Annotated in this window: 17 protein-coding genes; 11 read left to right on the top strand and 6 right to left on the bottom strand. The window is 31.5% G+C overall.

The window, feature by feature from the left end; translation table 11 throughout:
- The first annotated feature begins 28 nt into the window (after nt 1-28).
- A complete protein-coding gene (locus tag WHD54_RS09445; RefSeq protein ID WP_088323663.1) occupies nt 29-907 on the top strand; it encodes a LysR family transcriptional regulator in 879 nt (292 codons plus the stop codon).
- 22 nt (nt 908-929) lie between these two features.
- Here the strand turns inward: WHD54_RS09445 and WHD54_RS09450 are convergent, their stop codons facing one another.
- Nucleotides 930-1,097, bottom strand: coding sequence for a hypothetical protein (locus WHD54_RS09450; protein WP_198943145.1), 168 nt, complete (start codon nt 1,095-1,097; stop codon nt 930-932).
- 297 nt (nt 1,098-1,394) lie between these two features.
- Between WHD54_RS09450 and WHD54_RS09455 the strand changes: the two genes are divergently transcribed.
- Nucleotides 1,395-2,684, top strand: coding sequence for a site-specific integrase (locus WHD54_RS09455; RefSeq protein WP_088323662.1), 1,290 nt, complete (start codon nt 1,395-1,397; stop codon nt 2,682-2,684).
- Nucleotides 2,685-3,453: 769 nt separating this feature from the next.
- Here the strand turns inward: WHD54_RS09455 and WHD54_RS09460 are convergent.
- From WHD54_RS09460 to WHD54_RS09480, 5 genes are all read right to left on the bottom strand, one after another.
- Nucleotides 3,454-3,978: a hypothetical protein gene (locus WHD54_RS09460; protein WP_088323660.1), complete on the bottom strand. Its 525-nt coding sequence runs from the start codon at nt 3,976-3,978 to the stop codon at nt 3,454-3,456.
- Nucleotides 3,979-4,150: 172 nt separating this feature from the next.
- Nucleotides 4,151-6,496 carry a trypsin-like peptidase domain-containing protein gene (locus WHD54_RS09465; RefSeq protein WP_088323659.1) on the bottom strand — a complete coding sequence of 782 codons (2,346 nt, stop codon included), beginning with the start codon at nt 6,494-6,496 and terminating at the stop codon, nt 4,151-4,153.
- A gap of 444 nt (nt 6,497-6,940) precedes the next feature.
- Nucleotides 6,941-7,642, bottom strand: coding sequence for an acetolactate decarboxylase (locus WHD54_RS09470; protein ID WP_088323658.1), 702 nt, complete (start codon nt 7,640-7,642; stop codon nt 6,941-6,943).
- Between the two features lie 372 nt (nt 7,643-8,014).
- Nucleotides 8,015-8,950, bottom strand: coding sequence for a DUF4268 domain-containing protein (locus WHD54_RS09475; protein WP_088323657.1), 936 nt, complete (start codon nt 8,948-8,950; stop codon nt 8,015-8,017).
- Nucleotides 8,951-8,971: 21 nt separating this feature from the next.
- A complete protein-coding gene (locus tag WHD54_RS09480; RefSeq protein ID WP_143744248.1) occupies nt 8,972-9,433 on the bottom strand; it encodes a hypothetical protein in 462 nt (153 codons plus the stop codon).
- Between the two features lie 159 nt (nt 9,434-9,592).
- On the opposite strand from WHD54_RS09480, the gene WHD54_RS09485 reads away from it, so the two are divergent.
- The 9 genes from WHD54_RS09485 to WHD54_RS09525 all read left to right on the top strand — a co-directional run bounded on the left by WHD54_RS09485 (nt 9,593) and on the right by WHD54_RS09525 (nt 24,366).
- Nucleotides 9,593-9,769: a helix-turn-helix domain-containing protein gene (locus WHD54_RS09485; RefSeq protein WP_088323655.1), complete on the top strand. Its 177-nt coding sequence runs from the start codon at nt 9,593-9,595 to the stop codon at nt 9,767-9,769.
- Entirely contained in the window at nt 9,766-10,359 is a 594-nt protein-coding gene (locus WHD54_RS09490; protein ID WP_088323654.1) for a DUF1819 family protein, read from the top strand. Before WHD54_RS09485 ends, WHD54_RS09490 begins: the two co-directional genes overlap by 4 nt.
- Nucleotide 10,360: 1 nt before the next feature.
- A complete protein-coding gene (locus tag WHD54_RS09495) occupies nt 10,361-10,939 on the top strand; it encodes a DUF1788 domain-containing protein (protein WP_088323653.1) in 579 nt (192 codons plus the stop codon).
- The gene (gene brxC / locus WHD54_RS09500; protein ID WP_088323652.1) at nt 10,936-14,412 is read left to right on the top strand and encodes a BREX system P-loop protein BrxC; all 3,477 of its coding nucleotides are present in this window, start codon (nt 10,936-10,938) and stop codon (nt 14,410-14,412) included. Before WHD54_RS09495 ends, brxC begins: the two co-directional genes overlap by 4 nt.
- A gap of 3 nt (nt 14,413-14,415) precedes the next feature.
- Entirely contained in the window at nt 14,416-18,030 is a 3,615-nt protein-coding gene (gene pglX / locus WHD54_RS09505) for a BREX-1 system adenine-specific DNA-methyltransferase PglX (protein ID WP_088323651.1), read from the top strand.
- Nucleotides 18,027-20,522 (top strand): BREX-1 system phosphatase PglZ type A, encoded by a 2,496-nt coding sequence (pglZ, locus tag WHD54_RS09510; RefSeq protein WP_088323650.1) that lies wholly within the window; start codon nt 18,027-18,029, stop codon nt 20,520-20,522. Before pglX ends, pglZ begins: the two co-directional genes overlap by 4 nt.
- A 2-nt stretch (nt 20,523-20,524) precedes the next feature.
- The gene (gene brxL, locus WHD54_RS09515; RefSeq protein ID WP_088323649.1) at nt 20,525-22,546 is read left to right on the top strand and encodes a BREX system Lon protease-like protein BrxL; all 2,022 of its coding nucleotides are present in this window, start codon (nt 20,525-20,527) and stop codon (nt 22,544-22,546) included.
- A 3-nt stretch (nt 22,547-22,549) separates the two neighbouring features.
- Entirely contained in the window at nt 22,550-23,284 is a 735-nt protein-coding gene (locus WHD54_RS09520; protein ID WP_088323648.1) for a hypothetical protein, read from the top strand.
- A gap of 449 nt (nt 23,285-23,733) precedes the next feature.
- Nucleotides 23,734-24,366 carry a recombinase family protein gene (locus WHD54_RS09525; RefSeq protein WP_088323647.1) on the top strand — a complete coding sequence of 211 codons (633 nt, stop codon included), beginning with the start codon at nt 23,734-23,736 and terminating at the stop codon, nt 24,364-24,366.
- The last annotated feature ends 461 nt before the right edge of the window (nt 24,367-24,827 follow it).

A 24,827-nucleotide genomic window follows, 5' to 3' on the forward strand; every position in this document is an offset into this window, starting at 1 on the left:
ATACTAATTTTATCAATAATTAATAACTATGAGTTATCAAATTGAAATACGCCATATAAATTATTTTCTGGCAGTAGCAGAGGAGCTGCATTTTAGAAAGGCTGCAGAAAAGTTATTTATATCTCAGCCAGGCTTAAGTAGGCAGATAAAATTATTAGAAGAATCGTTGGGTGTAGTGCTTTTTGAGAGGCATAATAGGAAAGTTGAGTTAACAAAAGTTGGAGAGTATTTAAAAAGCGAATTTTCGTCTCAATTAAAAGTGCTTTCACATACTTTAGAAATGGCAAAATTATTGTCGGATGGTAAAAAAGGGGAATTAAAAATAGGCTATGTTGGCTCTGCAATGCAGCAGGTAATTCCCGATTTATTACTCAATTTTAAACATAAAAATCCTGATATATTGTTCAACTTAAAAGAATTGAATAATAAGCAACAACTAGAAGATTTGGTATCCTTTACCATTGATATTGGTTTTGTTCGCTTAGAAAGGATACCAAGATATTTAGAATCTAAAATTATTATAAAGGAAAATTTTTGTTTGGTTTTACCCAAAGAGCATCCCATAAACTCGGCTACTTTTAAAAGTATGGCTCAATTTAAGGAAGAGTCATTTGTACTTTTCGACGCTCATTATAGTGTTTCTTATTACGAAAAAGTAATGCAAATATTTGACGATTGTGGTTTTACTCCTGTAATTTCTCACAATACCATTCATGCAAGTTCTATTTTTAAGTTGGTAGAAAACAATTTTGGAATATCTATAGTTCCAAAATCACTCGCAAAAAAAAGAGGACATAAAGTAAAATTTATAGAGTTAGAAAATATACCTCAAAAAACCACTCTTTCGGTTGTTTGGAATCCTAAAAATAAAAATACCGTTTTAGAGGAAGTGCTTGGTTATGTGTAATAATTACTTTTTAATTCCTAGTTTACGCTTTCCAAGTACCTCCATACCTATATTGGGGGTTGTCTTTTTTTACCTTTAGTAAGCAATCTTTACATACAAATACCCATTCTTTTTTTGTTTCGTATTGTATACGATACATCGTAGAAAAATCTTTTTTACATATTTTACAGTACTTAATTCGCTGTTTCATCTTGCTTTTTTTTGTTGAGTAAATAAACAAACATCGAATTTAGTAAGTTTTATTGAACTTTTAGTACTGCAAAACAAAAAACCCTGTAAACAAATGTTTACAGGGTTTTTAAGTGGTACCTCCAGGAAGAATTTACTTTATTTCATTTAATCTTAAAAACACCTAAATCATTAAAAATTAATGATATAACATCATTTTTATTATAGAGACATAAAATGAAATAAAGAGAAATAAACTACAAATAACTAAACTGCGCACACCTTTGAGCACACCCTTTATGCGCTGTATATTAGCTGTATGAAGAAAATAATTAAACCACAATTAGGAACTGTAAGGTACAATTTGAAGGAATCCAAAGAGTCATTAAGACAAAGTAGAAAAGAAAGTCCAATTTCATTATGGTTTTCTTATGGTAAACGACAAAGATTAAGATATTCAATTGGAATATCAGTAGGTTATGCAGATTGGGATTTTGAAAGACAAAGAGTTAGAAGAAATCGAAGTCTTATAATTAATTCAGCAACAGTTAATAGATACCTTGACAAGTTACAGAATGAACTCATTCATGATCATTCGGAATTAGTATTGGAGGGAAAAGAAGTTAACAATGAAGTTTTAAGATCTATTCTCGATAGGTTGACAAATCGAAATATTGAATCAGAAGTAAAAGTAATTCAAGATGATTTTTTTGTTTTTGCAGATGAGTTCATCGAGGAGAAGAGGGGTAGTATTGAAAATGTTACTTTACTACTATATAAACAGTCCTTAAAGAAACTTAAATTGTTTTCAGATTCCACAACATCAATTGATTTCACATCTTTCACAAGACCTATTTTAAACGACTTTAAGAGGTTTTTGGAGGTTGAACAAGGGTTTAAATTAAACACCATTTCAAAACATTTCAAATCAATAAAAACGATTGTTTTGGAAGGGAAGAGGAGAGGTTTAATTGGAGATGTAGATCTCAGGTTGTTTTCAATCCCAACGGAGGAGCCAACAAAGATTTATTTAAGTGAGAATGAAATACGTAAGATTAAGGATTTAGATCTTTCAAATGACAAGACTATGGAGTTAGCAAGAGATATTTTTTTAATGGGTTGTTATACAGGACAACGTATTAGTGACTACAATAGATTATCTGGTATTGATATTGTAGAAAAGGATGGGGTCCATTTTTTTGAAATTCTTCAAAAGAAAAGTGGTGTTAAGGTTAACTGTCCAATCACACAGGAACTAAAAGAAATAATGCACAGATATAATAACCAACCCCCTCCAAAACTATCAGACCAAAAGATAAACAAGTATCTCAAGTTGATTGGTAGAAGATTAGATATGAATGAAGATGTTTTATGTCATGATACAAAGGGAGGAGTAAAAAGAACCTATATTCGTCCAAAGTGGGAAATGTTGGAGTCACATACTGCACGTAGAAGTTTCTGTACCAATATGTACTTAAAAGGAATGTCAATTCAAGATATCATGCATTTTTCGGGTCATAAAACTGAAAAGGAATTTCTTAAGTATATTAGAATCACATCAGATGAGCGTACTAAATACATATTGGGACAAGGATTTTTTAACATGTAAACTATAAAAGTTATAAGGCACTTTAGTTACCAGTGACTTTAGTTAACTTCTCTAACACCTTTGAAAAATCCAATTGTAAAATCTACAATTCATTTTATAGTTAAAAAATCAAACCACAAAATAGAGATGAAAATGTGCCAAATTACTTTAATGAAATTAACAAAGAGAATGATCAACATGTAGATCATTTGAAACGTAGCAGCGTTTTTCCTTCTAACTTGAACACCTCCTAATTTGAAACTGGAATAATTGGGTTTAAAGATGTTATAGGAACCTCGTTTGTTTTTGAGGGATGTACTAAATCCGTTTTTTGAAACATTGAAATTGAATGGACCACTGTTGTATCTTCCAATAAATTGAAAGTTACCGTTTTGAAACCCCATTCTTGCCCCCTTAAATAATCGTTTATGAAGACGAAGTCCGTGTTTTGTATTAATGGTTGCACCAACTCCATCACCCTTAAATGTTTTCGTTGCAGAAACACCTCCCGTTCTTGAAACTCGGACAGTTTCCCCTCTATATTCTATTCTTTTCTGAGGTTTGTTTCTTGGGTGTTTTCATAAGATTTCAAATTTAATGATTTTGAAAACACTCTCTTAGTTTTTGTCTAAATCAGTACACTTTTTGCTGACGATTTACAGTTTTAGAGAGAATAATATTTGATAAGTCAAAAAAATTATATAAAATATTTTTAAAATTTAAAATTAGCTCTAATAAAAAATTAAAATTTTTTTATTTTTTGAAAATACATCAAGATGCAAGTTTCATTTTATTGATTCAGTATTTTTTTTATGAAAAATAAATCATAGTCATATTTTTTTTTGTTTATTAATCCTAACTCTAGTAATTCTTTATTTTCCTTAGCCCTTGAAATAGCCTCAGTTCGACTTAAATAAGGGAAGGAAATATTGTAGCCATCAATTAATAAACGAAATACATATTTAAAAAACTTTTTTTCCCCAACATAAATATAGTTACCAGCAATTGAATTACTGCCAGTCTTTATCATACTGCTAAAATTAATAGATAAATTATCCGAATTAATACTATTAATATAATCTTCCGCTTGATGTAATGCACTAATTCGAGGGTTAAAACGACCATAAGTAGCCCCTGATGTAGAAACATAATAACCATTACCAATGTAGTGAACACCTATTTGATTATATAATGAGTTCATATTTGTAATTTCTAACGCACCATTAATATCAATTTCTTGTTCAATTTTGTATGTCTGGGCTGATAATGGAACATACATAATTATTAATAATAAAATAGTTAATTTTTTTTTCATTTTTATTTAAATTCTAGTAACGTTTTTAACAAATTTAATTTAAAAAAGCTTTTAGGGTTTTGATTTATTTAAGTAATTTTTTAATGGCTTTTTTGTTTTATTGTAACTATCGAAGCACTTTGTTAATCATAGTAAAACTTAAGTAAGATTATGATTAATAATAAATTAATGGTTACTTAACTTTGATAAAAACTGTTTGCTTAGCTAATCGGTCTACCAATTCTGGTAAATCATCTCGACTATTAACCTCTCCTGGTAATTGAATATCAAATGGCAGAACCTCAATCAAGTCTAACATATTGGATATTTTTATAGAATAAGAAACATTTTCAGCCACTTTTTTATTTAAGACTGATGTAGTTATACCTAAAAGATTACCTTGGTGATCTATCATTGGACCACCGCTATTACCTGGCTGAATTGGTATTGTAGTTTGAAAAGACTTAATATCTCCCTGGAAACCTGTTAATGAACTTATACGACCATCAGTGAACTTTACTTCTTCACCCATAATAAAAGTAAGCGGATATCCTAATGCAAATACTTCTTCACCAGCCCTAACTCCAGACCTTCTTATTCCGTTTGCTATTTTAACATTTGACAGAAATTTTTTATCATTAATCTTTAAAATCGCAAGATCAATTGACTCGTCACTTTTGATTAACTCAGCAGAATAGTCTTTTATGCCTTCATCATTTGTAATAGTAACCTCAATTGATTTTGACTTATCTATTACGTGATGGTTAGTTACAATATATCCATCGCTTGATAGTATAAATCCAGAACCAGAACCTTTCCAAGTTTCATTACCCTCACCTAAATCATTAGGTTCAGATTGGGTTGATTGGTCTTGATTTTTGATGAATTCTTTTACTTCAAAATATTTTATAGTTGTCTTGTCTCCCCAGGATGAAAATCCAATGTATTTACTATCAACACTGAAATTGTCAAAAGTTCGTACTTTTTCTCCATTTATACTCAATAAAATCTTATCAGAAAGCTTAATTACTTTATAGTCATTAAATCCACTTCGTTTCAAAGATGAATGTTTTACCCATTTTGTTTCATAGATATTGACACCTTCAAATCTTCTTTCTAATTTATACGACCCTTCATTAAAAATAAATTCTGTATTTGTATTTTTATCTTGGCCCCAATTAAGAATTATTCGATTGTCATGACTTTCCTTAGCCCGGTAATTAATTATTAAATCATTATTTAGATTAATGTCAAACGGCCAGACATGTCTGAAGTTAATATCATAGTTTGTTGTTAAGTTATTAATTTTAACCCCAAGTTTAATTTTGTCATAGACTTTAAAATCTTCAGAGTCTTTTGGCCAATTTAAATGTTCAAAATTAATATGATGGGTTCTTTCAATAATACCATCAGTTTTGTATTTGTCTACATATGAAATTGGCAATAAATAATTTTCACTATCTATCTTAAAATCTCCCTTTTCCATCAAACGACCATTATTGTCATACTCAAACCTTGTGCGAATATTACTTATAGCCTTTGACTCGGTAACAATCTTGTTTCCATTTTGAAAAGCTACCCATTTCTGATTTCCTTCTACGTCTATTTCATAATTTTTATTGTCGTTTGTTTTCCTCCAAATCACTAAATCATTGATATAATTAGCATCTACAGTTAACTGACCTTTTTTGTTAAATGTTTTATTACTGCCTTGGTAATGAGTCATTATATCGTTTGAAAGATCTATATAATCTGCATAAAATAGGTTTTGCTTCGTCCCGTCAATGTAATAATCTTGGACATAATTATTCTTAGATTTATATTTACTGGTCATTTCAATTAACCTATAATATTTTGCATCTTTTTTTTTCGTTAAATTCCATTCAGAGTCATAGTAATAAACTAAAGGGGTATTTAATTCTGGCCATTTGAACTGATTTATCTTATTTTGATATTTCAAGTAATACTGTTTGGAAACACTCTCACTTTTTACATAATATATTGAGTCGCCATTAACTTTGGTTAACAGACCGATAACAAGATCACCTCCATCAATTTGGCCATTTAGTTTTTCTCCATTTGATTTGGTTATTTCTCCCTCTCCAAATATCCAGTTTCCTTGAAAATTCCCCTTATAATTATACTCTCCCAAAATTTTAGAGTTAACCTCTACTTCACCAAAACCTTCAATTATTCCATCTTTTGCTGTTCCTCTTAATGTATAATGGCCTTCAGCGGTTAAAACCCCTTCCCCGTTAATTTTAAAATTATTACAACCCCCTGTCCATTTGTAGGGAGCTATATATCGATTTGTTAAGAAATAGCAATCCATGTTTTCAACCTTTACCCAGAAGTCATTTTCAGTAATTTCTTTAGGAGGTTTAATGTCTAATGTGCTTAAAATTAAAGAGTTATCGGTTACTTTATTCTCAGGAGTTTTATTACAAGAAAATAGAACTGTAAAAGTTATAAATATTAAGTATTTAAAAATTCTCATGTAGTAATGAGATAAATTTGTAAACATAAATTCTTTATTCATTAATATTTTTTTAAAAATATTTTATAAAAATAAAATTTATAATTAAAATAAAAAAAAATTGTGTGTAAACTTTATCCTTTTTTAATTAAAATTACGAATAGTTTATTTAATAAAGTTTAAACTAGAAAAAAACGAGGAGAATTAACTGCAAAAATTCAAACTCCAGCTAGAACAAATGCTTTATTGAAAAAACAAGGTATTGTAAATAATTAACTATTTATAGTGCTTTTAATGTTGTTAAATTTGCCTTAAACCCCTTTTATACTTGAGTTTAAAGCAAAAAAAAGAGTAACCATTTCTGATTACTCTTGTAGTAGATAACTCATTGGAAATATCGAACATTAGTTTTACAACAAGAGATTTAATTGATACTCATAATTTGATGACTCTTGTTATGAAAGGTTCAGGTGTTTGAATTTTAACTCCTCTTCACCCAAGATAAAATTACTTTGAAACTTTCATGGTTACTTTTGAAGAGTTAAAATCGGTTTCATCGATATGACCTAACACTTCAAGATCATCGGAAATAAAGTGTGCATGAAAGAAACTGTCGTCGTGCGTAAAAACGGCCTTATGATTTCGAGAAAAAAAGCCTATCAAAGATCCACTAATATTTTTGAAATCATATTGAGTCAATCCTTGGTGCGCTTCTTCTGGCGATGATACTTTCTTACCCTCTGGAAGATTCACACTGTGAACTTTTATGTTATCAAATAAACCATCGATACGTATTAATATTGGTTGGTCATAATTTTTATAAACTGAATCAATGTGTTCTTCTATTTCTTTTAGCGAGTAATTATCAAGAGTAAGTTCAACAACTTTTAAATCACTATTTGTGCTGTATACAAAAAAGGGAGCCCTGACTGAGGGGATTTTAGTTACCTGATGAGAAACACTGTCAATAACCTTCGATACAAATGTTTGTCCTTCAAACAATACTATTTCTCCTTTCAAAAACTCAATAGGTCCTATTCCATAGGTTTCTTTGTTATTTAATGAATCTGTTGCAATCTTACCTTTCAAATCTCCTTTCCACATCACATCTCTCATTTCACCAACAACCTTGATAGAAGAAGTGTTTGTTGATTTGGTACATGAGGCTAACAAAAGCAGGGAAAAGATGTAAATAATATTTTTTAACATGCTGTAAAAATAAAAAAACGGTTACACTTTATAATAGTATAACCGTTTTATTGTTATAGTAGATAACTCTTATGAAATATCGAACATTATTTTTACTCCAAGAGATTTAATAGACACTCATAATTTGGTGACTCTTATAATGAATGATTAAACCATTTTTTTGATTTTTCCAACCCTATTAATCAATTTTACAGCGCAACTTCGCACTTTGAAGGACTATTTATAGTTAAACAATTGATATGAAATCAAAGAAAAAAGTTGTGATCTTAACAGAGAGTCAAGTTAAGTCATTAATGAATAAACTCAGAGAGGAAAGAGATCAAAGGAGTCTTTTAGAAATTAGATCTAGGGAAAATAGGCCCCAGTAAATCTTTAATTAATAATCTTCTTAAATGAATTTTGTAGTTTTTCACTGGTATCAATTAACCATTGATAATACTCATCATGCCTGCTAGTGTCATCAGGATTGCAGTGATAAATACACCTAATCCTTGATGCTTTCTTGTTTTCGAGTTCATTCCATTGAACATCAATTCCCATTGTAGATTCAAATAAATCCTTATTCTCAAACAATTTATTATAAATATTTTGACTATCCCCTATCCAAATTTCAGCGCCTACATTTTTGTCTCTTGTATTTCTTGTTAATGATAGATTTACCCCACTTTTTCCAATAGATATATCGTACCAATGCTGCGATCTTGGAGTTCTTGTTATTCTGAGTTTGGTATTAGTTTTCGATGAATAGTCCTTGAATCCTTCCCAAAAATTCAAGTGATTAATCATGGTTTCTGTAACCCTTTTATCTGTTGTCCCTTTCATTCTCAGAATCTTAGACCACGTATTGGGCTCAACAACGACATTAAATTTAACAGCTGGTTCAGAGTTTCCTATTCGATATACTTCAGTTCGAACAAGAAAAAAGGAAATCTCCTCACGCATATGCTCGTTAAACCATTCGATTGCACGTTTATGCTCCTCACGAACCTCTGCAACTACCCAAACAATAATACATGCATCAAAACTGGATGCATAAGTTAATAATTGACCTAAATGAGAGTGATCAGTTTTCTCAAGTTGATTTTCGATAACTATTTTCTTTCCAGTTCCTACTTCATCAGCTGTGATGTCAACATTGAACTTGCCCGCACTATCCTCTGTAACTATATTTTCTGCTGTTACACCAATTTCGTCCAATAGAAGACTAATATTATCTTCTAATGCTAACCATTGTGTAAAATTATGAGCTTCATGTTTCCATATTTCTCTCAAGTTTACTTTTTCAAGTGTATGTAATTTTTTCATCATATTATTTTTTTAATTCCAAGACTAATATCCTTCGGGTAATTCTATTTTTTCACCTCTAATTCTTTTCTCCAATAATTCTATCAATTTCTTTTCAGACATTCTATAGTCAGTCCACCCGCACTGAACTATATCCATTTCTCCTCCCTCAAGAACATTAAGGTACCGTTTGTAGACTTCCTTAAGTTTCGAATTTTCGGACTCAATTAACCCTTCTTTCTGATTTTTATATTCAAATTCTGAATATTCGCCATACCACTCTTCCAAAGTCCACTTCCCTTTTTTAAAATTGAATGTATATCCATCATCTTCTCCATAATTCAATTCCAATTGATCATTCTCAGATGGTGCATATTCAAAGTCAAAGACATTAACTGTATTGAGTCTCCTTAGAATCTTTCTTCTTTCAATCTTATTGATTAGATTTAGTGGCATCATCATACCAATTCTCACCATTGTCTCCTCACTATCATTAGTACTATTCATTCGTAGTATCCAATGTGGTTTTGTGTAGTCTATATCAGAACTACAGGTACATAATCGGAATGGTCCATTGAAATCACACATAAATCATATTCTAATTGGTCATAAAGATAATAATTTATATCTTTCGGAAGTAAAACTTTAATTTTTATTAAAAGTATAATGCTAAAAGAAGTATTCAAATCTAAAGGAATTAAACAGAAATTTTTAGCTTCAAAAATGGGAGTTTCTGAGGTTACGCTTTCAAATTGGGTAACCGGAAAAACTTCACCCTCTAAAAAAAATCTCGAAAAATTGAGTGATATTTTAGATGTTTCAATTAATGAATTCACTCAATGATAGAATCTAATTTAAAATATGAGTTTTCCTTTACCGCATCGTCTTTGAGGGTTAACGATATGGTTCTATTTGCCACAAAGTATCTGAATGAGGGGGTTATGGAATTTAACTCAGATAAGGGAACTACAAATAAAAGGATGGTTTCTGAGTTCAAGAAAAGAATTGATAATTTGACAGTAAATCAGCAGGAATTGTTGTTGAACTCTAATTTTTCTAACCAAAAACAACTTGCCTTTCTATCGGCTTGTAAAACCTATAGTTTGCTTAGAGATTTTGTGATAGAGGTGGTTCGTGAAAAATTCTTAATAATGGATTATAATCTAACTGAAACAGACTACATTTCATTTATTAGAAGAAAAGAAATTAATCATGATGAATTGGCAAATCTAACCGATCAGACTCAAGCAAAAGTAAAACAAGTTATTTTTAAAATTTTAGAACAGGCGGGCATCATAGATAATGTTAGGAATAAAGAAATACAACTACAGATATTAGGAGCATCAACCAAAAAGTCTATTATTGAAGATAATCCAGAATGGTTGAAAGTCTTTCTTTTATCCGATATGGATATCCAAAACGAATTGAATTAATATGGAAAATATAAGTAGAAAATTTGATCACTTATTCAAGGTAATCTCAAAAAAAGGATTTCTCAATAAAGAGTCACTTGGTGGTGAAATTCCTTTTTTTATTTCCCCATATAATGCAAAACAAGAAATTCAAATTCGTGAATCAATAGGACTTCTTAAAAACAAATTAAGTAACCACGGTATCGAAGTATTAGAAATCAATCTATTTGATCTTATCTGTGAATTATTAGAATCCTCAGGAGGTTTAGAGAGAATGTATATGGTAGAGCGTAAAAAGGGTTCTCAAAAGTTTCTTCGTGCACTTCAATCATCTCTTAATATTCATGAGGTATTGGTTCCAAAAATTAAAGAAATAATAGATTCTTCCAATTCAAAAGTATATTTTTTGACTGGAATTGGTCTTGTATTTCCCTTTATAAGATCTCACAACATTTTAAATAATTTACAATCTGTTGCCAAAGAATCTCCTACAGTTGCATTTTTTCCAGGTGATTACAACGGTCATACACTAAATCTATTTGGCTTACTTAAAGACGACAATTACTATAGAGCATTCAACATTGAAAAAATAGAAGCATGAAAATAAACTCCATCTTTCAAAAAAATATCAATAGAAATATTGAAACGGTCATCAAAGCTGATGACAGAGATCATATCTCAGACGAAGTTGCTGAATATGTAATCACCAACGAAATTTCTAAAAAAATTAGAGAATTCTTTTCTGCATATAACTCATATGCAGGCGCCAACGGTGTTTGGATATCGGGGTTCTTTGGTAGTGGTAAATCTCACCTACTAAAAATATTATCTTATGTTTTGGAAAATAAAGAGTTTGATGGGTATTCAAGCGGAGATTTATTTGCCGAGAAAATTGAAAATGATGAAATGCTAAAGGGAGATGTCCTTGCAGCGTGTAAAGTCCCTTCAGAGTCTGTACTTTTTAACATTGACCAACAGGCTCAAATCACAAGCAAAGAAGATGCTAATGCAATTCTTGAAGTATTTTATAAAGTATTCTATGATCATTTAGGACACTATGGGTTCATTCCTCATGTTGCCGAATTTGAAATGTGGTTAGATGAAGAGGGTATTTTAAAAGATTTTAAAGAAAAATTCAAAACAAAAAATGGAAATCAATGGGAAGATGTTCGTAAAAATTATTTTGACATAAAACTTCAACAGGATCTTAGTGCAGTTTTGGGGGAACTGAAAAACGTTGGACCTGAGGATTACATAGATGTTTTGGATAAACTTGAAGAAAACCACAAGCAATCTATTGAAGATTTTTGTAATAGAGTTCAACAATACATATCCAAACAAGAAAAAGGTTTTAGACTGAATTTCTTTGTTGACGAAGTTGGACAATACATCAGTGACAACACCAAATTGATGTTAAATCTCCAAACCATTGCAGAATCTCTTGCTACCAAAACAAAAGGAAATTCTTGGATTTTGGTGACCTCTCAAGAAGATATGGAGGCCATTGTAGGGGATATGAATAAATCACAACAAAATGACTTTTCAAGAATACAGGCACGCTTTAAAATCAAAATTCCACTCACATCGGCTAACGTAGACGAAGTGATAGAAAAAAGACTTTTAAAGAAGAATGAAGATGCGCAATCTCAATTGAAAAAAGTATATACAAAGGAGAGAGATCATCTAAGAACTATATACTCATTCTCTGACGCAGGTGTTCAATTTAAGGGTTACAAAGATGATGGTGATTTCGTAAACAAGTTCCCTTTTCTTCCATATCAATTTGATTTATTTCAGCAATGTAGAAGAGCATTATCTACGCACAATGCATTTCAAGGGAAGCACTCATCTGTTGGTGAAAGGTCTATGCTTGGAGTATTTCAACAGGTCACTCAAAAGTTAGGAACGTCAGGGTTAACTGAACTTGTAAGTTTTGATCAAATGTTTGAGGGGATTCGAAATGAACTTAAAGGAGAAATTCAATCTTCGATTTTAGTTGCAGAGAATAACTTAGATAATTCTTTTGCTATACAAGTTCTTAAGACATTGTTCTTAGTTAAGTACTATAATAGTTTCAAGACTACAAAAAGAAATGTTTCTGTTTTATTAATTGATAGTTATTCTGTTGATCTGAAAGAACATGATAAAAAAATAGATGAATCACTCAACCTACTTGAGAATCAGAGCTACATCCAAAGAAATGGTGACTTATATGAATTTTTGACAGATGATGAGAAAGACGTAGAGCAAGAAATCAAAGAAGTAGATGCAGACGACCAAGCAGTAAATCAACTGCTAAAAGAAATTTTGTTTGATGAAATCATCCGCGACAATAAAATCAAGTTTGATGAAAACAAACAAGACTATAAGTTTACCAGTAAAATTGATGGAGCTGCTCTTGGAAGAGAAGAAGAATTGGGGATTGAAATTATCACTCCCAACTATCATTACTATGATGAAATAAACGAAATGGCTACTCAAACAATGGGACTTTCTATGATGCGTCTTCGCATGCCCGAAGATGGGGTATTTATCAAAGATGCTAAGATGTACATCAGAACCAATAAGTACATCAAGCAAAATCAATCTACATCATTAAAAACAGAAAGAAAAAGAATACTACATGATAAAGCGGTCCAGAACAACGAACGCAAATCAAATCTGGTAAAAATGGCAAATAATTTGTTGTCAAAATCTGATGTATTCATTAATGGTACTTCTCAAGAATTAGGCGCCACTTCTGACGGTAAAACCAAAGTGATTAAAGCCTTTCAAATTCTTGTAAAAACAGTGTATCCAAATCTAAAGATGTTGGGTAATCATCAATACACTGAAGACACAATTAGAAGAATTGTACTGTCTACTCAAGATGATCTTTTTGGTGCTGATGATACAACTATTTCAGAGGCTGAAAATGAAATTCTAATTTTAATTAATAGAAGAAAAGGACAATCGGATAGAACTTCATTAAATGATTTAAAAAATCATTTTGGACTAAAACCTTTTGGATGGTATCCAAATGCGGTGTGGTCTATGATTGCTCGCTTATACAAACGGGGTAAAATTGAAATGAAACAAGATTCTAATCTCTTGGAAGATCAACAGGTGGTTAATGCACTTCTTGTGAGTTCAAATTATGGCAATACCTTGATTGAGGTGCAAAAAGATGTAGACCCAAAACTTGTTAGAGAACTAAAGTCTCTCTATTCAGAGGCATTTGACGAATCTTGTCCTCATCAAGAAGCAAAAGATATTGCAATAGGTTTTAAAGAAAAACTCTCTGCTGTACTTCAGGAAGTAAATGGTCTTGTTCAAAATTCTAATAATTATCCTTTTTTGAATTTATTAGAATCTATTCAAGATAAACTTAAACTATGGGCTGGGAAGGATTATAGTTATTTCTTGTTAAGTAGACCTGAATACGAAGATTTATTGTTGGATGCCAAAGAAGACCTATTGGATCCGATAAGAAAATTCATTAACGGAGATCAAAGAAAAATCTATGATGAAATTCGTCAAATTGTAAATAGTGATACCACAAACCTGTCTTTTGTTCAGGGTAATGAAATGGACCAATTAAGGAGTGTGTTAGTAAGTGAGAAACCTTTCTTAGGAACATTGATTCGAGATGCAAAGGGAACAATGGATAGTCTTAAGAGTAAGATCCTTTCTAAAATTAAAGAAGAAAAGGAGTCTGCCATTGAAAAAGTGAATTCAATTGTGACGCATTTTAAGAAAAAAGATGAGTTTTCAAAATTGAGTGACTCTCAAAAAGAAGAGATTTTATGTCCTTTTAATGAAGCTACAAAAGAATTAAAAGATGAACGTTTTATTTCAAACATCAAAAATATCACTCAAAATGTTCAAAACAGAATAGAACCTCAACAACTCACCAAGCTTCAGAGGTTAACATCAGAAGGTGCTGAACAATTCGAGTACATCAAAGCGAGTGGAATTCATGTTTCTTATGACAAACGAGAGTTGAAAACGAATGAGGATGTAGACGATTATATCGAAACTTTAAGAGAAAAGTACAAAGAACAAATAAGTAAGAACCGTAGAATTTCACTTTAATCAATGAATACAAACCAATTAAAAAAGTTTGCTCAAGAGGCCAGAAGAAAATTAATCGATCAAGTATCGGCTAAACTCAACTATGTTTTAACCTCAGATACTGCTGAACTTCGTGAGAAGAGTTCATCAATTAATAAACTTAAAGAGGCGCTAAAAGAAACCTCCAAAGAACAGTTGATTGACAAGGTAGCCTATACTTGGTTCAACAGGTTTGTTGCGCTTCGATTTATGGATGTTAACGACTATCAACCTATTGGTGTTCGAGTAGTATCTACCTTAGAAGGGTTTACTACCCCTGAGATTTTGGATGAGGCTAAAAGAGGTCATATTCATGATGAAATCCAAGTGGATAGAAGAAAAATCGGAGATTTATTGGATGGACGTATACCCAGTTCTAATGCGCAAAATGAGGTATACAAACTTCTTTTAACAGGTGTTTGTAATCACCTGCATAAGACCTTTCCGTTTCTTTTTGAGCGTATTGATGATTTTACAGAACTATTACTACCAGATGATCTAACCTCTGAATTCTCAATCATTCAAGATATCCGTAATGGGATGTCTAAAGGGGACTGTGAAGAAGTTGAGATTATAGGGTGGTTGTACCAGTTTTATATTTCTGAGAAGAAAGACGAAGTGTTCGCTTCAAAGGATAAGGTTAAGAAAGAAGATATTCCTGCAGCTACTCAGTTATTCACTCCAAGATGGATTGTTGAATACATGGTTCAAAATACCGTTGGGAAATTGTGGTTACTAAATAACCCAACCTCAAGATTAAAGGACCACATGCCTTATTATATTGAGTCTACTGAGAAGGATGATGACTTTTTAAAGATAGATTCTGTTGAAGAAATCACTTTATTAGATCAAGCCTGTGGTAGTGGACACATCTTAGTTTATGGATTTGAGTTATTGACCAAGATTTACGAGGAAGAAGGATATAACACCTCAGAAATACCACAACTAATTATCAATAAAAACTTATTTGGTTTTGAGATTGATGAACGTGCTGCTCAACTATCGGGATTTGCATTACTAATGAAGGCTCGAGAATATAATAGACGAGTTTTTAGAAAAGAATTAAAACCCAATATTCTTTGTTACAAAGACCTTAAACTTACAGAGGAAGAGATCAAAGAGACATTTACACAACTTAAGGTTAAACTGACAGATGAGATGTTATTTGATCTTAAAAATATTCAACAAGCAACGAATTTAGGGTCCCTTATAAGTCCTCATTCAGAGGCTACATCTATAAAAGAAGTAATTGATAAAGTGATTTATTCTAAATCTTCTTCTGATGTGTTTTTAAGGTATCGATTAGAGGAGTTGGAATTATCATTAGAACATCTCCTCTTGTTATCAAGAAAGTACCATTGTGTAGTAGACAACCCGCCTTATATGGGAGGTGGGAAGATGAATAAAATTTTGGGAAATTATGTTAAATCCAATTATCCAAATAGTAAGTCTGATTTAATGACTTGTTTCATGGAGTCTGGATGGAACACTCTTCACAATAATGGTTATTTAGGAATGATTAACCTTCCATCATGGTTATTCCTTTCTTCTTTTGAAAAACTCAGGAATATTCTCGTTAATGAGAAACATATTGACTCATTACTTCACATGGGACGTGGAATATTTGGTGTAGATTGGGGATCAACAGCATTCATAGTAAAAAATGGAGTTTCTAATTCAAATGGATCATACTTCAAACTTCATAAACGAAACTTTCAACACCTTTATCCAGAAGATATTCGAGATATTTTTCTAAAATCATTAGAGGATACTTCAGTAAAGATTGATTATGATAAGTATCGTGAAGGAGAAGGGGTGTCGTCTGTAGAGAATCTCATTTCTGCTAAAGGCATAACAGTATCTTACAACACCAACCAAAAAGACTTTTCGAAAATTCCTGGCAGTCCAATAGGATATTGGGTTAATGAAAAAATTTATGAGGCATTCGAGAGGCATCCCTCTTTAGAAAATATTTCAAAATCCCGTATTGGCATGATGACTTCAGATAACATTCGATTTACAAGATCATGGGAGGAATCATCTTTTGAAAATATTGCTTTTAATATTGGAGACATTGAAACTTCTATTAGTGTTGATAAAAAATGGTTTCCCTATAATAAAGGGGGTGATTATAGAAAATGGTATGGTAATAATGATTTAATAGTAAACTGGAAAAATGGTGGAGAAGAAATAGTAAGTAATGGTATGACAAGCTTCAGGGGTAAGTCTTTTTATTTTAAACAAGGCATCACCTGGTCTTTTATTAGTTCTCGAAATTTTTGCGTGCGACAAAAGAAAAATGGATTCATATTTGATATTGGAGGTAGCTCAGCATTTCCTGATGATAAAAATCTTAATCTTGTAACGTCTTTCCTTAGTGGTAAAGTTGCCAATTATTTATTGAAAATATTGAATCCTACTTTTAACATACAAGCGAATAATTTAAATTCTCTTCCTTTCTGTAACGCTGAAAATATTGAGGATAGAATTTTAAATTCAGTTAATGTATTAACAAATAGTTGTGTTGGAATTTCAGAAAAAGAATGGAATTCGAGGGAAACCTCTTGGGACTTTAATCAAAACGAGCTAATCTTACACAAATCTCAAGATCTCGAAGAAACCTACGATTTATACCAACAATACTGGAAACAAAAATTCTTCCAAATTCATAAAAATGAAGAAGAACTCAATCGTCAATTTATTGAAATCTACGCCCTTCAAGAGGAACTGACACCAGATGTCCCTTTAAAGGATATAACCATTCTAAAAGAAGAAACATCTATTGTTAATGGTGAATTAGTATTTGATCAAAACGAGATTTTCTCTCAATTTATTAGTTATGCCGTTGGTTGTATGTTCGGAAGGTATTCCTTAGATAAAGAGGGACTTGTTCTTGCCAATCAAGGAGAAACACTTCAAGATTATCTATTAAAAGTTGAGAAACAAGAATTAGAACTATCCTTTGTTCCTGATGATGATAATATCATTCCAATATTAGATGATGAATGGTTTGAAGATGATATTGTGGGCAGGTTCTATGCATTTTTGAAAGCAAGTTTTGGAGAACAAAATTTTGAAAAGAACCTTTCTTTCATTGAAGATTCTTTAGGGAAAGACATACGTAAATATTTTGTAAAAGACTTTTATAAAGATCATATAAAGAGATATAAGAAAAGACCAATCTATTGGATGTTCTCTTCTCCAAAAGGATCGTTTAACGTATTGGTGTATATGCACCGTTACACTCCAGATACGTTAAACCAAGTTCTAAATGGATACTTAAATGAATACCGAGAAAAACTAAAAACAAGAATTGAAACCTTAGATCATTTAATGGTTTCTGGGAGTCCTTCAGAGCAGAACAAAGCGTCCAAAGAAAAGGATAAAATTCAGTTGGTTCTTTTGGAGTTGCAGGAGTATGAAAGAGAAATTTTATATCCATTGGCCACAGAACGTATCTCAATTGATTTAGATGATGGTGTACTGGTAAACTATAATAAATTTGGAAAGGCCATAGCATCAGTTGCAGGGCTCAATGATAAGAAGGCTAAAGAAAAGGTTAAGAAATTTGATTGGATTGATACCACAACAATACGATGAGTAAGATAACAGAAAGTTTAACGAAATTATTTAATCAACATAGAGTTGTGTTTTGGTATGATGCCAAGCAAGAGCTTCGTGAAGAATATGAAAACATTTCTATTGAAGGTATTAAAAAAATAGAAGGAGAGAAAAATCCATTTGAAATCAAAGTTTCTATTTATCAAGATTCAAATCAGAAATTTCTTTTTTACTTCCCCTATGAAAAACCATCTAATGAGTCTAATTGGTTATTAGATATGGAATTGGCATATCATGTTTTCCAAACAGATCAAGAGGCGCTTTACCTTCAGGAATTAGAATTGGACTATGCATACAAGTCATTGATTTCAGAAAATATTCAATTCTTTTCAGCAAAAGAGAGACGTGAAAAGTTGAAGGAATTGTTAGGTAAAGGAGATGAGCACTTAGAAATTAGATATAAGATGCTGTCAGTTGTCTTCGGTTCTGATCAATTGAATATCTATTCATTCTTGTTGGCTCATCTGAACGCACTGGCCAATGACAACTCTAAGTTTGATAGAGATTTAGAAAGATATGATTTATTAGAGTTCTACTGGTCTCAAATTAAAAAGGCATTTCACTTTAGTGGTGACAATTTAAATATCCTTGAGTTTATTATTGATGTGTTTCATTCTACCTCATCAATTGGAGTTGAATCTCGACACACTAAAGAAGGAAGAGTTTTATTATCTCAGTGGAAGGACTCAATCACCTATAAAGATGCCTACAGAATCTTGTCTAAACAAATTGCTGAAGCATTAGATATTCAGGAAAAACTTGATAAAATTCCTTATGATAAAATTCTTAATGATGATCATTATGAACTTCTTGAGAAGAAGGTGGTTTCAAGTCTAAATGAGGAAGTCGTTAATCAAAGAATTAAGTTTGAAACTGTTCTTTCTCAAGTAAAAAAACGAAAAAGTAGTTTTTGGTTTAATGATTATAGATTTTACTACGATTGCCTTGTCTACGCTTCTCAATTATTAGAATTGGTCCCGAAATATACCCAGAAAGACTTTATCAGTATTGAATCGGGCATTAAAGAATATGAATCCACTTTATTTAAAGTTGATCAACTTTACCGAAAGTTTATTTGGTCCTATCGAGAGACTAACCAAAACAGAGTTTTAAATCAACTTTACCTAAAAATTGAGAAGGTATATTCAAATGATTGGTTACTCACTATTAATAATTCATGGCAACAAATAATTGATAGTAATACGAAGTGGCCAATTAAAGGAATTAATTCTCAACAATTGTTCTTTAAAACTCACGTAAAACCTTTAGTCGACAAAAAACAAAAGGTTTTTGTAGTGATCTCTGATGCGATGCGCTATGAGTGTGGTGAGGAATTAGCAACTATGATTCAAAATGAAAATCGTTACCAAGCATCTGTAGAATCTATGATAGGTTCACTACCATCATATACTCAATTAGGGATGGCTTCACTGCTTCCTCGTAAAGATAAAATCACAATCAAACAAGGTTCAGATTTAATATTGGTTGATGGTATCTCCTCTTTAGGGGTGGATGGAAGAACAAGGATTCTTAAGGCTAATTCTGGTTGTAGAGCTACTGCAATTCATTCTGAAAAATTTATGAGGATGAATTCCTCTACAGAAGGAAGATCATTTGCTAAATCCTATGATGTAATATATATCTACTCAAATTTAATTGATAAAACAGGAGATGATAAAACTTCAGAAGATAGAGTTTTTGACGCTGCAAATGAAGAACTTGAAAATTTGATTGACTTAATAAAGAAAATTGCTGCTGTAAATGGTAATAAAATTTTAATTACTTCAGATCACGGATTCATTTACCAACACCATAAAATTGATGAGAGTGATTTTAGTAGAACTAATATTAGTGGAGATGTATGGAAATCTAATAGGAGATTTGTAATTGGCAGTAAATTGAAAACCGATGAAACTTGTAAGGCATTCAAAGGTGACGATTTGGGCCTACAGTCTGATGTAGATTTTCTTATTCCTAAATCAATAAATAGGTTGCTTGCAAAGAGTGCTGGGTCTCGTTTTGTACATGGCGGATCTACTCTTCAGGAAATAACTATCCCATTGATAACAGTTTCTAAAAAACGAGAAGACACAACTCGACAGGTAGAAGTGGACATAATTCAAACCACTGACCGAATCACCTCTAACCTACTTGTTGTATCCTTCATTCAATCTGAAATGATTTCTGAGGTTGTATTATCCAGATCAATACGTGCAGAACTTATTGCAGAGGATGGGACATCTCTGAGTGATTCATTTAATTATGATTTTGATTTTACAGAAGGATCAGAAAGACAAAGAGAGGTTCGCAAAAAATTTACCCTTAATTATAAAGCGAGCGGAAAATATAAGAATCAACGTGTTAAACTTCTATTGGAAGAACCAGTTAACGGAACCTCTAAATGGAAGAAATATAAGGAGTTTTTCTTCTCTTTAAATATCTCATTTACTAATGACTTTGACGACTTTTAATTATGAAACCATTAGATAAAAAAATTAATGATTACTTCCCTGGTAAAGTAGTTCGAAAGGACTTAACTAAACTGGTTAAAGGGAACGCTATTGTACCAACTTATGTGTTGGAGTATCTTCTTGGGCAGTACTGTGCTACAGACGATGAAAATACCATCAAAGAAGGTATTGATACAGTTAAACGAATTATAACCAATCATTTTGTTCATAGAGATGAAGCACAGATTGTAAAATCAACAATTAAGGAAAGAGGCTCGCATCGAATTATAGATAAAGTATCTATTAGACTCAATGATCGTGAGGATAGATATGAAGCATTCTTTGCGAATATTGGATTGAGTAAAATTCCAATTTCTGATGAAGTTGTAAAAGAACATCCTAAATTGTTATCAGGAGGTGTATGGTGTATCCTAACCATGGGATATGTATCAACTGATGAGAAGAAGGCAACACCATGGGTTGTGGAACAGATTAAACCGATACAAATCTCAAATATCGACATCGAAGAATTCAAATCAATGAGGGAGAAATTCACCACGGATGAGTGGTTGGATTTACTTCTTCAAACAATGGGTTTAAATCCTGATGAGTTCACCAAGAGATCAAAGCTGCTTCAAATTACACGTCTTGTTCCATTTGTCGAAAACAATTACAACCTTATTGAATTAGGTCCCAAGGGAACTGGTAAATCCCATGTTTTTTCAGAATTATCTCCCCATGGAATTTTGATTTCAGGTGGTGAAGTATCAAAGGCAAAGTTGTTTGTTAATAATAGTTCAGGGGAAATTGGACTGGTTGGATATTGGGATGTAGTTGCATATGATGAATTTGCAGGAAAAACTAAAAGAACAGATAGAGGACTTGTTGATATCATGAAAAACTATATGGCCAATAAATCATTCTCTCGTGGAACTGAGGTTTATGGTGCATCTGCATCTATGGTTTTTGTAGGAAACACAGATCATTCTGTTCCTTATATGATGAAACACAGTGATTTATTTGATGCTCTACCAAAAGATTATTACGATACTGCATTTTTAGACCGTATGCATGCGTATATACCCGGTTGGGAAGTTCAAAAACTCAGAAACGATATGTTTACCTCAGATTATGGTTTTATAGTCGATTATTTGGCTGAAGTTTTAAAAGAATTGAGGAAAGAGGACAGAACTAATGATTTTAATGAATTTTATCAACTCTCAGATTCTATTACAACAAGAGATAAAACTTCTATATCAAAAACATATGCAGGTCTATCTAAAGTATTATATCCTGACGGAAACCCTGATGTACTAGAGATGAAAGAACTTTTAGACTTTTCAATTGAATGTAGAAAAAGAGTAAAGGATCAATTGAGAAAAATGGATGAAACTTTTGAAGAAGTTGATTTTAGTTACACAATAAGGGGTTTAGAAGATCGCTACGAGGTAAAAACTCTTGAGGAAATCGATTATGGAGAGTTACAAGACTTACGAGAAGTTAGAGAAATAGATCACGAAACAGAAGATATAGTTGAAAATCCTACTAACCCAATACCTTTATCAGAATTACTTACAGAAGGGCAAAAAATCATAAGAGATAATCAATCAGGAATTTCATATGATAATTTATTTGGATCTTATCTATTAGATGCAACTAAGATAAAACTCATAGATCCATATATTCGACTACCATATCAACTTCGAAACTTTATGGAATTTGTTCGTCTTATTAATGATAAAAAAGACCCATTAAGTGAATTAGATCTCCATATAGTTACCACAAATAGTGAAGAATATATAGAAGGAATAAAGGAGAAGTTTGATTTGATGACTTATTCTTTAGAATCAATGGGAATTAATTTTACTTATGAGTTTGATGAGTATATCCACGACCGATCAATTGAAATGGATAATGGTTGGAAGATAGTTCTCGGCAGAGGATTAGATATATGGCAAAAGACAGGAGGTTATGCTGATATTACTGATTACATTCAAGAACGTAGATTATGTAAAGCTTGTGAAATAACTTTTGTGAAAGTATAATTTATGAGATGTAAGTTATGTGATATTAAAACTCAATTGGTTAAAAAGAGTCATATAATACCACAATTTATGTACAAAGGTATGTTTGATGAAAAAGGAAGAATTTCTCAACTTAATCTAAACAATCCTAAAAGTGAAGTCTATTTTCAAAGTGGTATTTGGCAAAAAAATATTTTATGTTTTAAATGTGAAAATGAATTTTTAAGTAAACTAGAAGGGTATGCGAGAGTTATCCTGTTTGGAGGAAAATATCACTGGGGTAACTTACCAAATTATAATCATTTAAATAAAAATCTCACAATTGCCAACGGTATTGATTATACCAGAATGAAATTATTCTTTTTATCCATTTTGTGGAGAGTCCATATTTCAGATAGAAAAGAATTTTCAAAAGTAAATATAGGAAAGAGAAGTATTGTCTTAAAACAAATGTTAAGGAATTATGATCCTGGTAAAGAGGATGATTTTAAAGTAATACCTTTAATATATAGGGTTAATTCAATTCCTGTTAAATCGATGGTACCTCCAAAACATATTCCACTTGGTGATCATGAATATGTTTTAGTTCATATAAATACATTAAGTATATTTTTTAAAATATCAGAAAAAAATGACCCTGATTATTTCAAATCAGGGGGTTTATTTGAAGATGGTTCAATGAACGTTATAATTGGAGATACTGATCCTAAGGTTATTGAATTATTTCAAAAAACTACAGGTGTTAATTTTAGTTTCTAATTTATAAAACACTTCCTTTTTTTTTAAACTAAGTTTCCAATTTTTTCAAAAAAAGTGTATTTCAGGTAAAAAAATTGGCAAAATTTTTCACGCGACTCTGAGAGGGTATTTTTATTCATATATATGTATATATTAAGGACGGGTACGGCAGGGAGTCCGGCAGGAAGTACCCCCGGGGGACCTGATCTTCCGATAATACTAATCGGCAAACTGAAATTTCAATAACTTCGGAGATTTACCATCAGGTCCCTTCAATAATTCTAATCGGCACCTCCATTATCAATGACGCCTGAAGATAACCCGTGGTGATCCATCTGAGATTTTAATCGGCAAAGAAAAGTGTATCAAAACAATTACTGTAGCAGAACTTTAGCATTTATTATTCCGGAACCTCATTAATCCGCTGTATCATAGCCTCACAGAAACCCAAAGGATTAAAATGATACACTATGATAAACTCAATAATTTATTCAAGAGTAAGTTCCGAATCTGAAAGACAAGATACCCAGAGACAAACATCAGAATTAAAAGAATATGCCAATAGAATGGGATATAATGTAATTAAAGTCTATGAAGAGAAGGTCAGTGGATTTAAAAAGAATGAACAAAGACCTATTTTCTCTAAAATGTTAGAAGATATTAAAACGAATGAAATTGACAAGGTTTTAGTTTGGGAACTAAGTAGGATTGGAAGAAGTGTTCTTCAATCATTGCAAAATATTCAAACACTTCATGATTTAAAAGTTGGAATCTATATTAAGAACTTTAATCTTGAAACTCTTAACGATGACAAAACACCAAATAGTCTGTCTATGTTCATGGTTCAGATACTGTTTAGTGTTGCAAGTATGGAATCTCAAATGACTCTTAGTCGTTTAAAATCTGGTTATAAAAACCATATCAAGAAACACGGATCCAAAAGTGTTGGAAGAAAAAAAGGAAATATTGATAGTGATGAAACAATATTAAATAGACACTCAGATATAGTAAAATTATTAAAAAGAAAGATTTCTATTAGGAATGTAGCCGCAATAACGAATAAGTCTACTAACACTGTTCTGAAAGTAAAAAGACTTCTTTAATGGACACTTTTTTCACTATTTACTTTTCTGTTTTAGGACTAATATTCATTGTAAATCTGATTTATAGACTAATTTTTTTTTTAAGAATTAGATCTGAAGACTGGCAATTTCAATCGGCACATGAGGTATTAGAGTGGTGTCTAGAGATGTATCCAATTCGAAAACAAAAACCACTACTGACTTTAGTTGAAGGTAAATCTGATTTAGGGGGAGAATACTGTTTTGAAACCAACACGATCATTATATACCGATCAAACAATGTATTACTTCGGGATGTTGTAAAAACATGTATACACGAGTATTTTCACTATTATTTAATCACTTCCCAAACTAAAAACAACTTGTATAAAAGACAGTTAGAAGTCTATGGATATGAGAATCACCCGCAGGAAATACTTTGCAATTCACTCTCTAAAACTCTAACAAAACGGTACCTCAATAAATAATTAAAACTTCCTTTT

It is taken from the genome of Polaribacter tangerinus, from assembly GCF_038024095.1.
Lineage (GTDB): Bacteria > Bacteroidota > Bacteroidia > Flavobacteriales > Flavobacteriaceae > Polaribacter > Polaribacter tangerinus.

Coding starts and splice junctions, on each gene's coding strand:
- WHD54_RS09475 (WP_088323657.1), bottom strand. CDS start 8,950: ATGATGAAAAAATTACATACACTTGAAAAAGTAAACTTGAGAGAAATA.
- brxC (WP_088323652.1), top strand. CDS start 10,936: ATGAAAATAAACTCCATCTTTCAAAAAAATATCAATAGAAATATTGAA.
- WHD54_RS09465 (WP_088323659.1), bottom strand. CDS start 6,496: ATGAATAAAGAATTTATGTTTACAAATTTATCTCATTACTACATGAGA.
- WHD54_RS09525 (WP_088323647.1), top strand. CDS start 23,734: ATGATAAACTCAATAATTTATTCAAGAGTAAGTTCCGAATCTGAAAGA.
- WHD54_RS09520 (WP_088323648.1), top strand. CDS start 22,550: ATGAGATGTAAGTTATGTGATATTAAAACTCAATTGGTTAAAAAGAGT.
- brxL (WP_088323649.1), top strand. CDS start 20,525: ATGAAACCATTAGATAAAAAAATTAATGATTACTTCCCTGGTAAAGTA.
- WHD54_RS09445 (WP_088323663.1), top strand. CDS start 29: ATGAGTTATCAAATTGAAATACGCCATATAAATTATTTTCTGGCAGTA.
- pglZ (WP_088323650.1), top strand. CDS start 18,027: ATGAGTAAGATAACAGAAAGTTTAACGAAATTATTTAATCAACATAGA.
- WHD54_RS09495 (WP_088323653.1), top strand. CDS start 10,361: ATGGAAAATATAAGTAGAAAATTTGATCACTTATTCAAGGTAATCTCA.
- WHD54_RS09460 (WP_088323660.1), bottom strand. CDS start 3,978: ATGAAAAAAAAATTAACTATTTTATTATTAATAATTATGTATGTTCCA.
- WHD54_RS09480 (WP_143744248.1), bottom strand. CDS start 9,433: ATGAATAGTACTAATGATAGTGAGGAGACAATGGTGAGAATTGGTATG.
- WHD54_RS09485 (WP_088323655.1), top strand. CDS start 9,593: ATGCTAAAAGAAGTATTCAAATCTAAAGGAATTAAACAGAAATTTTTA.
- WHD54_RS09470 (WP_088323658.1), bottom strand. CDS start 7,642: ATGTTAAAAAATATTATTTACATCTTTTCCCTGCTTTTGTTAGCCTCA.
- WHD54_RS09450 (WP_198943145.1), bottom strand. CDS start 1,097: ATGAAACAGCGAATTAAGTACTGTAAAATATGTAAAAAAGATTTTTCT.
- pglX (WP_088323651.1), top strand. CDS start 14,416: ATGAATACAAACCAATTAAAAAAGTTTGCTCAAGAGGCCAGAAGAAAA.
- WHD54_RS09490 (WP_088323654.1), top strand. CDS start 9,766: ATGATAGAATCTAATTTAAAATATGAGTTTTCCTTTACCGCATCGTCT.
- WHD54_RS09455 (WP_088323662.1), top strand. CDS start 1,395: ATGAAGAAAATAATTAAACCACAATTAGGAACTGTAAGGTACAATTTG.